Genomic DNA, 10,550 nt, shown 5'->3' on the forward strand with positions numbered 1-10,550 from the left:
AGGAGCGGCCCCGCGGCCGCGACGAATACGCCAAAGGCTATCGCCATGGCATTGGTCATTGCTTCGACACGGCCCCGAGTGGGTCATCGGCAGCCACGACGCCGGGCTGCCCATGGACCACTTCCCTAAACCGCTGGAAGACAACATAGAGCATGGGAATGAGGAAGATGCCCAGGACCGAGGCCGCCAACATGCCGCCGAAGACGGCGGTACCCACGGCGCGCTGACTGGCCTGGCCGGCACCGCTGGCGATGATGAGCGGAACCAACCCGAGGATGAAGGCGAAGCTGGTCATGAGCACCGCACGGATACGCATATGGGCGGCCGTGCTGGCGGCCTCCAGGATGGACTTGCCATGGGATCGCTGCTCCATCGCGAACTCGACGATCAGGATGGCATTCTTACTTGCCAGTCCAATCAGTACCACCAGGCCAACCTGGGCATAGAGGTCGTTGGGCAGCCCCGTGACCCGCAGGGCGATCATGGCGCCGAGTACGCCGACCGTGACCGAGAGCAGCACCACCGCGGGCATGGACCAGCTCTCATAGAGGCCCACCAGGAAGAGGTAGGCGAACAGGACCGCCAGCCCCAGCACCAGCGCGGTCTTGCCGCCGGCTTCCTTCTCCTGCAGGGCGGTGCCGGTCCATTCATAACCGAAACCGCTCGGCAGGGTCGTGGCCGAGAGGGCTTCCATGGCGGCCAGGGCATCGCCGGAGGAGCGGCCCGGGGCCGGTTCCCCCTGGATGCTGACGCTGCGGTAGTTGTTGTAGCGTTTGATCAACTGGGGGCCCAGGAGGAGCTTGGGCGCCATCAGTGCGCGGATCGGCACCATGTCGCCCTTGCTGTTGCGGACATGGATGCGATAGACATCATCGAAGCGGCTGCGGTCCTTGGTGTCGCCCTGGATCTTGACCTGCCAGATGCGACCGAATTTATTGAAGTCATTGACATAGTAGCCACCCAGGGTTGCCTGCAAGGCGGTGAAGATATCGCTGATGGTCACGCCCAAAGTCTGGGCCTTTTCCCGGTCGATGTTGAGGAAAACCTGGGGGTTGTTGGTCGCCCAGGTGGAGTAGACGTCTTGCAGGTGCGGATCCTGATTGGCGGCCACGACCAACGCGCGCATCGCCGCCGACAGTTCGTCGGGCGTGCGGCCCTGCAAGTCCTGGAGCTGGTACTGGAACCCGCTGCCGGTACCGAGTCCGACGATGGCTGGCAGATTGAAGGGCATGATCAGGGCGCCCGGGATGGCGTTGGTCTGGGCCTGCACGCGGGCAATGGCCGCATCGACCGTCAGGTCCGCCGAGGTACGCTCCGCAAAGGGTTTGAGTCGGGCAATAGCAAAGCCGGCGTTGGACTCCACGGCGCTATCGATGATGCTAAAGCCTGGGATACCCAGTACATGGGCCACCGCCGGATCGGACTTGATGATGTCCTCGACCTGCTTGACCACCGCCAGGGTGCGGTTCAAGGAGGCCCCCTGCGGGAGTTGGATTTCGACCATGAAGGCGCCCTGGTCTTCCACGGGCAGGAAGCCGGTGGGGGTGGCCTTGAACAGCCAGCCGGTGGCGAGCCCAATGCCGATGATGAGCACCACCACCAGCATGGCGACGCGCACCAGGCGCTTGACGATGCCGGCGTAGCCGTCACGCACCGCGTCGATCCCATTCAAGACCCGCCCCATGGCGCCGCGTCGCTGATGGCTGGGCTTGAGCAGCACCGCGCACAGCGCCGGTGACAGGGTGAGTGCATTGAGCGCCGAGATCAGCATGGAGAAGGCGACCACGGCGGCGAATTGCTGAAAGATCTGGCCGGTGATACCGGGGATGAAGGCGACCGGTACGAAGACCGAGAGCAGCACCAGGGTAATGGCGAAGATGGGGCCGGTGATCTGCCCCATCGCCTTCTTGGCCGCCTCGCGGGGGGGGAGATGGTCTTCCTCCATGATGCGCTCGACATTCTCCACGACCACGATGGCATCGTCCACCACGATGCCGATGGCCAGCACCACGGCCAGCAGTGAGACCGTATTGGCCGAGAAGCCGAGCGCGAACAGAAAGATGAATGAACCCACCAGGGCCACCGGCACGGCGACCAGGGGGATCAGGGCGGCCCGCCAACTGCCCAGGAAGACGAAGACCACGATGATCACCAGCGCGAAGGCCTCCAAGAGGGTGTGGACCACCTTCTCCAGGCTCGCGTTGACGAAATCGGTGGTGTCATAGGTGAACCGGTACTTCAGTCCATCCGGGAAACGCTTCTCCAGGTCCTTCATGGCCGCAGCGACCCCCGCCGCTACCTTGATGGCGTTGGCCCCCGGGGAGAGATAGATCGCCATGCCGGCGGAGGGCGCCCCATCCAAGCGGCTCATGGAGTCGGCCGTCTTGGCGCCCAACTCGATCCGACCCAGGTCCTTCAGGCGCACGGTGGAGCCGTCCGGGTTGGCGCGCACCACGATCGCCTCAAACTCCTTGGTCTCGGAGAGCCGCCCCTTGGTCTGGAGGGTGATCTGGAATTGGGCGTCGTTGGACATCGGCTGGGCGCCGATGCGCCCGACCGCCCCCTGGATGTTCTGGCTCTGGATCGCCGTCATGACATCCGTTGGCGTGATCCCCAGAGCGGTCAGGCGCGCTGAGTCGAGCCAGATCCGCATGCTGTAGTCCAGGGCGCCGAACTGGCTGACCTGACCTACCCCAGGTATCCGTGCCAGGGTATCGATGACATTGATCTTCGCATAGTTGCTCAGGAATAACGCGTCATAGGTGCCCTTTGGGGAATACAGGGCCACGACCTGGAGCATGGCGGTCGACTGCTTCTGCACCGTGAGGCCGGTGCGCGTCACCTCCTGCGGCAGCTGGGACGAGGCCAGGCTCACCCGATTCTGCACGTTGACCGTGTTGATATCCGGGTCGGTGCCCAGGGCAAAGGTGACGTTGAGCGTATAGCTGCCGTCGTTGCCGCTGGTCGAGCTCATGTAGAGCATATTGCTGACGCCGTTGACCTGGGCCTCGATCGGTTGGGCCACGGTGGACTCCACGACCGAGGCGCTGGCACCGCTGTAGCTGCCGGTCACTTGCACCTGGGGTGGGACGATATCCGGGAGTTGGGCCAGCGGGATGGCCAGGATGGCGATGATCCCGGCGAGCAGAATGACGACTGAGATGACGATCGAGAGCCGCGGGCGGTCGATGAAGACGTCAGAGATCATGGCGCCACCACGCCCGCGGGCTGTGCCGTCGCGGTCTGCGCCGGGGCGGTCGTCACCACCATGCCGGGGCGGACCTTCTGGATACCCTCGGTGATCACCAGATCGCCCACGGACAAGCCTTTGCTCACCACCACCTCTGCGCCCACCGTGGAGCCGGTCTCGATCCGCCGCACCTCGACCTTGTGCTGCGCGGTCACGATCAGCACGGACGTCCCCTGCTGATCAATCTGCAGGGCCGACTGCGGCACCAGGATCGCCATGGTCGGGGTATCGTCCTGGACCAGGACGCCGACATACTGGCCATCCACCAGGTGTCCCTTGGGATTAGGAAACACCGCGCGCAGCGTCACGGTGTCGGTGCCCCGGTCGGTAGTCACGCCGATGAAGTTGAGCTTGCCCTTTTGCGGATAAAGCGAATCGTCCGAGAGACGGGCCGAGACGACGACCTTGGAGGGGTCCCCGCCCCCCTCCTCGATGTCGCGGCGCGCCTCCAGCAGCTCCCGCTGGGTCACGGGAAACTGCACGTCGATCGGGTCACTGCTCACGATGGTGGCCAGGATGCCGCTGGACGGCCCCACCAGGGTTCCGACGCTGTACTTGGACAGCCCGATACGTCCGGCCACCGGGGCGGGGATACGGGTATAGGCCAAGTCCAGTTTGGCCGCGTCCAGGGCGGCCTGGGCCTGGGCAATGCCCGCCTTGGCGATGGACTGGGCCGCCTGGAGTTTATCCACCTCGGACTGAGCGATATTCTTCTGCTTGACCAACTCCTGGCCGCGGGCCAACTGGGCGCGGGCGTTCTGCTCGTCGGCCACGGCCTTGGTCAGGTCCGCCTCGCGCTGGGTCACCACCGCCTGGTACTGATCGGGCTCGATGACAAACAGGAGTTCCCCGACCTTGACCTGCTGGCCCTCGGTGAATTTGCGCTCTTTCAGGAACCCCTGGACCCGCGCCTGGAGCTCGACCCGCTCCGGCGCCACCACCCGGCCGACGAACTGCCCCTGCTCCTCTACCGCGCCCTGCTTGGCGGCAACCACCACGACCGCGGGAGGGGGTGCGACAACGGCCGGCCCCTGGGAGGTTTCAGCCCCACAGCCAGCCAGCAGGACCAGGGCGGCGATGGCGGACAGGACCAGACCCGGCTTACGGCGCCGCGACGGGGATAGGGGGGGCGAGCAATGTGGCATGGGCGGCGTCCGGGGGTGGAGATGGCCGGGTAATTCTAATGCCCGGGCAGCGGCGGCGCGACCCGCGCGCGGCCATAACCGCCCTTTTGCCTCTTGGCGTCTTGGCTGCGTGGCGCCGGTGATCGCGTCTTGCAGGGCGTCGCCGCCATGCTCGCCAACTTGAGGCGCAGGCACTTTTTTCCGGCACGGTGACGCGTCAGTGTCTTGCCCCGCCCGACCGGCAATGCGCGCCCCGCTTTACTAAACTTTACTGTTTCGTCACAGGTCAACTGGTCCATAGTAGCCCGCGGGACAGTGGGACGAGGGCGTACCCAGGCAGGGGCGACCCTGATGAATCACACGGTTGGAATGGCTGCGGCCAGTCGTTATGTAGTGCCAGATTCGCGGTAGAATACAGCCCGGTCCCACCGCAGCTACAATACTAAATATACGACGGTCCTTGGACAGTCAGCCGGTCTCAGACCGGTCTCCCGCCAGCGGGCACACGCAACAGCAACAGGCCGGGGCAACAGCATGAACGGGGCTATGAGCGACTCATCAGACGTGATCCTGATCGTGGACGACGACGAGAGCATGCGCCGCATCCTCCAGTTGGTCTTGCAGCGCGCCGGCTTTCGGGTCATCACCGCGGCCGACGGCGGCGAGGGTCTGTGTCTGGCGCGGACCTGCGGTCCGCGCTTAGCCATCCTCGACTACCGCCTGCCCGACATGACGGGCCTGGACATGCTGCGACGCCTCAGGGTCACCAGCCCCCACCTGCCGGTGATCCTGCTGACCGGTTTCGCTGACCTGGCTGGGGCGGTGACCGCGATCAAAGAGGGCGCCTTCGACTATCTGGCGAAACCATTTGATAATCAAGGATTTTTAAGCAAGGTTCGCGAAGCCCTCGCCTACTGTCACGAGCCCCCCGCCACCCCGGGCGCCGAGTGTGGACTGCGTGAGCGGATGGGAACCAGCCCGGCGATCACCCGTACCATTGAGGACGTGGAGCGGGTGGCACCCACTGACTTCGCGGTGAGCCTGTTCGGCGAGACCGGCGCGGGCAAGGAGGTGGTGGCCCGCGCCATTCATGACCTGAGCCCGCGGGCTGGGCACCCTTTCGTCGCCGTCGACTGCGGCACCATCCCCGACTCACTGATCGAGAACGAATTATTCGGACACGAGCGCGGCGCCTTCACCGGCGCCGAGCGGCAACAGCCCGGCAAGTTCGAGGCGGCCCATGGCGGAACCCTGTTCCTTGATGAGATCGGCAATCTGGCCTGGTCGGCCCAGGCCCGGCTCTTGCGTGTGCTCCAGGAGCGGGTCATCTACCGGGTGGGCGGGACCAAGCCGGTCGCCGTGGACGTGCGCCTGATCTCCGCCAGCAACCAAGACCTGACTGAGGCGGTCAGCAAGGGGACCTTCCGGGAGGACCTGCTCTATCGGCTGTGCGACTACCGGGTCGCCATCCCGCCCTTGCGTGCACGTGCCGATGACATCCTGCACATCGCCGGTCAATTTCTCACCGAGGCCAATCGGGAACTGGGTAAGCAGGTCGGCAGTTTTACCGCCGAGGCAGCCCAGGCCCTGCTCGCCTACCCGTGGCCAGGCAATGTGCGCCAATTGCGCAGCGTCGTGCGCCGGGCGGTCCTGATCGCCAGCTATGCCATCGACACCCACCACTTGGCGCTGCCCCAAGGCGAGGCGGAGCGGGCACTGCCTGGCGGCGCGCCCGGGAGCGCGAGCGGCCTCTACCAGACGGGCTTATCGCTTAAGGAAATTGTGCGCACGCGCATGGCCGACGTGGAGCGCCAGGTGCTGTTCGAGGCACTGCAGCGTTCCCGCGGCAACAAGGCGGCGGTGGCGCGCATGCTCCAGGTGGACTACAAGACGGTCCACACCAAGCTCAAGACCTACGGCCTGGGCGCCTAGTTCGGAGCAATGCGCGCGCTCTATGCCTTCTGCTTTGCGCCGGCGTCCCTGGCGGTCGAGCTGTCGTTGGAGCTGGGACTCGACACCTGCGGCTGGGAGGACCCGGTCTATATCAGTCCCACGGCCGGCCTCAAGGCCATCCTGAGCAGCTGCCCCGCGGAGCGCTTTGCGGATAACGAGGCCGAGCAGCGACTCGGCGACCTGGACTGGCTGCTGCCGCGCGTCGAGGCCCACGACCGGGTGATCGCGCGCGCGATGACCGCCACCACCGTCTTCCCACTGCCCTTCGGCACCTTGTTCTCCTCCGCCGCCGCGCTGGCCATGGAGGCCGCCCGGCGCCGCCACACCCTGCTCGACTTTTTCAAGCGGATGGCAGGGCGCGAGGAATGGGCAGTCAAGGCCTTGCTTGACCGCGACCGGGCGATCACCGCACGCCAGGCAGAACTCTTTCCTGACAGCATGGCGGCCACCTCCGGCGGCCGCGGCTATCTCCTGGCGCAACGGCAGAAGGTTCAGGCCGAGCGGGCACTCGGCCCCTGGCTGGCCGCGGCCGTTGCGGATCTGGATACGGCACTGCGCCAGCACAGCGAGGCGGTCGTGACCCGGTCCGCGCGCGATCCGGCCGTCGCGAACCGGGCCTGCCTGGTGGGCCCCGGGGGAAGCCAGGCGCTGCGCGCGGCGCTCACGCAGATCGGCGCCCCCCTCCTCGCACAGGGTTTAGAGCTACACTGTTCCGGACCCTGGCCACTGTATAGCTTTTGCGGTACACCATGACGGTCGACGCTCGTCCCATGCTCCACTGCATCCTGCGCGACCCGCCGCGCGACGCCTCCCTCCCCGCAGGGCTGCGCGGCATCGGCATGGACGGCCTGCGGGCGGTGGTGGCCGACGTCAACCCGCATCAGATTCGGGCAGCCGACAGCGCCCGGCTGCAGGCCTATGCCGACCTGATCGCGAATATCCACCGCGCGGCCCCGCTGATTCCGATGCGCTTCGGCTGCGTCTTGCCGTCGGATGACGCGGTGCGCACACTGCTCGGCGAACACCACAAGCGGCTGCTTGCCATGCTCGATCAACTCGATGATTGCGTGGAGATCGGCATCCGCCTGCTGCTGCCAGAGGTGGGCGACGCGGCGGTCCCTGGCACCGCCGCGCCGGACGCGTCCGAGCGCGCCGGGCCCGGTCACAGCCACCTCGCCGCGATCCGGCGGCGCCTCGACGCCGAAGCCCGCGCCGAAGCCCGCGCGGAGCAGGCGCGCGGCGCCATGGAGCGGATCGTGGCGGGCCTCTATCGCGACCTGCGCCAAGAGTTCGGGCAGATCGACGGTCGCTGCCTGCTATCACTGTATTTCCTGGTCCCCCGCGAACATGGGGGGGCCTTCGTCGACGCCCTACGGCTGAACCCCGCGGCAGTCCCGGGGGCAGGATTGATCACCGGCCCCTGGCCACCCTATAATTTTGTGGGAGCGATTGATGATGACATCCGGTCCATGGCTTGAACCGGGCGTCGCCGATGGGGGCAACGCCCGCGAACCCTACGAAAACCTGTTTCGCACCCTATTCGACGCCATCCCGTCATCGATCCTGCTCGTCGATAGTCGGCTGCGCATTGCGATGGCCAATCGCAATTTCCTGCAGAAGGGCAATCGCACCCCCCGCGACACCATCGGCCACCGCTTTGAGGACGTCTTTCCGCCGACCATCGTCGAGCGCACCCGCATCCTCGACTGCGTACGCCGCGTCTTTGAGCGCAACGAACAGAGCCCGTCGCAGCGCATGACCTTCCGCGCCCCCGGCGTGCCGATGCGCACCTATTACTTTCGCGCCCTGCCGTTCAACTGGAACGATCAGGTCCAATACGCCCTGTTTCTAATGGAAGACATCACCGAGCAGGTACGCTTGAGCCAGGATATCCAGCGGGTGGAACGCCACCTGGCAAGCGTGGTGGAGAGCGCCAGCGACATCCTGCTCTCCACCGACAACCGCGGCCGCATCCTCAGTTGGAACAAGGCGGCGGAACGGCTCACCGGTTATCAGGCGTGCGAGGCCATCGGCCGGCGTCTGCCCGAGTTTTTCGCCCCCGCGGACCGACCGGATATCGAACAGGCACTCGTCGGTGGTCCCGCCCTGGCCGCCAGCCGCGCCGCCGAGTGGGAGTTAACCACACTGTCCGAGGAACGCATCTCCGTCTCCTGGACGCTCGCGCCCATGCTCAATGCCGACGGCGAGACCACCGGCATGGTCGCCGCCGGACGCGACCTGACCGAGCGTCACCGCCTGGAGGCCCAGTTGCTCCAGTCGCAAAAGCTGGCCGCGCTGGGTGTGATGGCCGGCGGCATCGCCCACGAGATCCGCAACCCCCTGGCGGTCTGCTCGTCCGCCGCCCAGTTTCTTCTGGATGAAGACCTGGCACCGGAGTTACGCCTGGAGTGCGTGCAAAAGACCATCGCCGGGGTCCATAAGGCCTCCGAGATCATTGAGAACCTGTTGCGCTTCGCACGCCCGGCAGACGCCGCGGGCGCGGCGGGCGCCGACAAGATGACGCGCATCGACACCGTCGCGCTGCTCACCCAGGCACTATCGGTCGTCAACCACCAGGCGCGGCTGAATCAACTCGATGTCGAGACCCGGTTTTGTGAGCAACCGCTGTGGGTGCGCGGGGTACCAAGCCTGCTGGAACAGGCCTTCATCAACATCCTGCTCAACGCCATCGCCGCGATGCCCAATGGCGGCCTGCTGACCCTGACCCTGGACCGCGACGGCGACCAGGTGCTGGTGCATGTCATCGACACCGGGGTCGGCATTGATGCTGCCGACATCAGCAAGATCTTCGATCCCTTCTATACGCGCTCGTCGGCGAAAGGCACCGGGCTGGGCCTCTCGATCTGCTATACCATCATCCAGCAGCATCACGGGCGCATTGAGGTAGAGAGCGCACCTGGCATCGGCACTCGCTTCCGCGTCCATTTGCCGCTTGCATAATGAGTAATAGTGATGACACGGACAGCGCGGGCACGCTGGCGACGCTGGCCTTTCTCACCGTCGATGACGAGCCGGACATCAACTGGATTCTGGGAAGACTGATCGCCCGCCGGGGCTTCCCCGTGAATCATGCACTCTGCGCGCAAGAGGCGATCGACCTCAGCCGCCAGACCCCCTACCGGGCCGTCTTCGTGGACGCCAAGCTCCCGGACATGGCCGGTCTGGTGCTCATCAAACACCTGCGCGACCTGTTGGGCGACCCTTTCATCGTCCTGATTTCCGGTTTTTTCTTTGCCGATGACCCGGCTGTCGACCAGGCCCTGCAAAGTGGCCTGATCCAGGCCTTCGTCGCCAAACCATTCCTCCACGCCGAAATTCTGGCCCTGATCGATCGGATCGCGGCCACCTGGTAGGAATAGCCCTCGCCCGAATCGCTCATGGCAAGGCGCCAAGCACGCCAAGTTCTTGAGTGCCAACGCACTATCAGGAATGCTGGCAATCCCGTCAGTGAGCCAATCCGAGTGTGCCCGTTATCCTAGAAACGGCTTGTCACGCCAAGGCGCCAAGTTCGCCATGGTTTTTCAGTGCGTTATCGGCGTTGAGCGATCCACCCGGCGGACGCTCCGGTGACTATCCCTTCCCTCGTGTATTTCTTGGCGTGCTTGGCGCCTTGGCGTGAGAGTCGTGAGAAATCCAGGCTAGCCCATCCGGCTCCCCGTGCCCGATGCGCTAGGGAGCCAATACCAGAGGTATGGAACGCATTCCATAACCCGGATTGGTCAACTCCCCACTGACCCCAGCACGGCGTCCAACCCCAGATCGTCGCAATCTGTTTTATAAGGAGTTATTAATCCAGGCCCGCGACGATCTGCACTGGCACGCTGCATGCATTATTCCAGACAAGCGACCACACCGGCAGGATGCCACCCGAGAAGCCCTGAGCCAGTCAGTAGTGAACGGATCAGGTGATGAGATCGGTGAGGGCCGGTGCGAATGGACTCGCAATATGACTTGAGGCCAGGTAGGTCTGCTTCCAGCGCACGTGACGTGCATTCTTTATCTTTCAGAGGGTAAATAAAATGGCAAAAGTCGCCAACTCCACCGATTCCTCCAGTCTGGCCGAAGTCGTTGACCGCATTCTGGACAAGGGCATCGTGATTGATGCGTGGTTGAAGGTCTCCCTGGTCGGTATCGAGTTACTCGCCATCGAAGCCCGTGTGGTCATCGCCTCCGTCGAGACCTACCTGAAGTATGCTGAGGCC

The 10,550-nt window shown here is 65.0% G+C and carries 8 protein-coding genes; 6 read left to right on the plus strand and 2 right to left on the minus strand.

Annotated features, from left to right (window positions below):
• Nucleotides 1-55 precede the first annotated feature (55 nt).
• Both QZY44_RS26215 and QZY44_RS26220 read right to left on the minus strand, forming a co-directional pair.
• Nucleotides 56-3,208, minus strand: coding sequence for a multidrug efflux RND transporter permease subunit (locus QZY44_RS26215; protein WP_295455061.1), 3,153 nt, complete (start codon nt 3,206-3,208; stop codon nt 56-58).
• Nucleotides 3,205-4,395, minus strand: coding sequence for an efflux RND transporter periplasmic adaptor subunit (locus QZY44_RS26220; RefSeq protein WP_295455063.1), 1,191 nt, complete (start codon nt 4,393-4,395; stop codon nt 3,205-3,207). The genes QZY44_RS26215 and QZY44_RS26220 overlap by 4 nt, the downstream gene beginning before the upstream one ends.
• Before the next feature lie 525 nt (nt 4,396-4,920).
• Here QZY44_RS26220 and QZY44_RS26225 point away from each other — a divergent pair.
• The 6 genes from QZY44_RS26225 to gvpJ form a co-directional block, all read left to right on the plus strand.
• Nucleotides 4,921-6,306, plus strand: a complete 1,386-nt coding sequence (locus QZY44_RS26225) for a sigma-54 dependent transcriptional regulator (protein WP_295455065.1) — start codon at nt 4,921-4,923, stop codon at nt 6,304-6,306.
• 9 nt (nt 6,307-6,315) lie between these two features.
• A complete protein-coding gene (locus QZY44_RS26230; protein ID WP_295455068.1) occupies nt 6,316-7,080 on the plus strand; it encodes a GvpL/GvpF family gas vesicle protein in 765 nt (254 codons plus the stop codon).
• Nucleotides 7,077-7,805 (plus strand): GvpL/GvpF family gas vesicle protein, encoded by a 729-nt coding sequence (locus QZY44_RS26235; protein WP_295455070.1) that lies wholly within the window; start codon nt 7,077-7,079, stop codon nt 7,803-7,805. Before QZY44_RS26230 ends, QZY44_RS26235 begins: the two co-directional genes overlap by 4 nt.
• Entirely contained in the window at nt 7,780-9,288 is a 1,509-nt protein-coding gene (locus QZY44_RS26240; protein WP_295455072.1) for a PAS domain-containing protein, read from the plus strand. Before QZY44_RS26235 ends, QZY44_RS26240 begins: the two co-directional genes overlap by 26 nt.
• Nucleotides 9,288-9,701 carry a response regulator gene (locus QZY44_RS26245; protein ID WP_295455075.1) on the plus strand — a complete coding sequence of 138 codons (414 nt, stop codon included), beginning with the start codon at nt 9,288-9,290 and terminating at the stop codon, nt 9,699-9,701. Before QZY44_RS26240 ends, QZY44_RS26245 begins: the two co-directional genes overlap by 1 nt.
• Nucleotides 9,702-10,367: 666 nt before the next feature.
• On the plus strand, nt 10,368-10,550 hold a 183-nt coding region (gvpJ, locus tag QZY44_RS26250; RefSeq protein WP_295455078.1), incomplete at its 3' end, for a gas vesicle protein GvpJ.

The organism is uncultured Thiodictyon sp., assembly GCA_903837595.1.
Taxonomy (GTDB): domain Bacteria; phylum Pseudomonadota; class Gammaproteobacteria; order Chromatiales; family Chromatiaceae; genus Thiodictyon.